Genomic DNA, 1,483 nt, shown 5'->3' with positions numbered 1-1,483 from the left:
GCGGATCGGTGCTCACGGCGCGCTGCGGCTGCGCGACCGGGCCGGGCGGCTGCTCAACGACCACCTGGACCGGGTCGTGCACACCGAGCGCGAACGCAGGCTCGCCCCGCTCGACGCCCTCGACGTGCGCCCCGAACCCCAGGCCGAACTCATCGCCGCGCTGTCCGTACTGCAGAAGGAGAGGTGACCGGTGACTGCCGTCACTGACCAGGACCACACGGACGAGATGGACCACGCCGATCACGCCGCTCACGCCGATCACGGGGACAACGGCCGGGATGCCGACGCCCAGGACGAGCGCCCCGAAAACCCTCCTCCCGTAGAGGACGCGGAGGAAACGGGTGACCTGGAGGACGCCGACGACCACGCGCGCGTGCCGGCCGACGTCGACACCACAGGTCGTACGGAATCCAAGGCGTCCGCGGACTCGGCGGACCCCGAGGAATCGACCGGCTCCTGGGACGACGGACTCATCGCCCGGCGGGTCAACGAGACCACCGCCGCGCAGCAGGCCGCCGCCGTGGAGATCAGGGCCTCCCGGACGCAGGCGGCGCACAACGCGCACCACGCCGCCCCCGTCCCGGCCCCGTTGGCGTACGACGGGCCGCTACGGTCCCGTCTCGACGCGCTGCGGGAGCTGGTTGGACTCTCCCGGACGCGGCTCGACAGCGGGACCCTGGCGGAGGCCGGGCGGGTGCTCGACGAGGCCGCCGCGCGGCGCAGGCTCTCCGGGCAGCACACCGTGGTCGCCATCGCGGGCGCCACCGGCAGCGGCAAGTCGCAGCTCTTCAACGCGCTCGCCGGAGTGGCCATTTCGGAGACCGGCGTACGACGGCCCACCACCGCCGCGCCCATCGCGTGCAGCTGGAGCGACGGCGCGGCCACCCTCATCGACCGGCTCGGCATCCCGGGACGGCTGCGCAGGCGCCCCCTGCAGAGTGCCGAGATGGAGGCCCAGTTGCGCGGGCTCGTCCTGGTGGACCTGCCCGACCACGACTCGGCGGCCGTCGCGCACCGTGAGCAGGTGGACCGGGTGTTGGCGCTCGTCGACGCGGTCATCTGGGTCGTCGACCCGGAGAAGTACGCCGACGCGATCCTCCATGAGCGCTATCTGCGGCCGATGGCGGGCCACGCGGAGGTCATGTTCGTCGTCCTCAACCAGATCGACCGGCTTCCCGGGGAAGCCGCGGATCAGGTTCTCGACGATCTGCGGCGGCTGCTCGACGAGGACGGGATCGCCCTGGGGGAGTACGGCGAACCGGGAGCCACCGTGCTCTCCCTGTCCGCGCTCACCGGTGACGGCATCCCCGAACTGCGCGAAGTTCTGGGCCAGTTCGTGGGGGATCGTGGAGCAGCGGCACGGCGAATTTCGGCCGATGTCGACGCGGCGGCGTGGCGGCTGCGGCCCGTCTACGCCACGGGGCGGCGCACCGGGCTCAGCGAGGAGGCGCGGGACGAGTTCGCCGCGCGGCTCGCGGACTCG

General features: G+C 72.8%; 1 protein-coding gene and 1 pseudogene. Both read left to right on the top strand.

All coding sequences use genetic code 11. From position 1 onward, the window contains the following. Positions 1–187, top strand: a pseudogene (locus tag R6V09_RS53000) (ATP-binding protein); the annotation flags it as partial. A gap of 3 nt (positions 188–190) precedes the next feature. Continuing rightward, positions 191–1,483: YfjP family GTPase (locus R6V09_RS52995; protein WP_317888535.1), on the top strand; the 1,293-nt coding region annotated here is incomplete at its 3' end.

The organism is Streptomyces sp. W16 (assembly GCF_033194735.1).
Taxonomy (GTDB): Bacteria; Actinomycetota; Actinomycetes; order Streptomycetales; family Streptomycetaceae; genus Streptomyces.
Note: the sequence above shows the minus strand (reverse complement) of the source record. Positions and strands in the feature narration are given on the sequence as shown.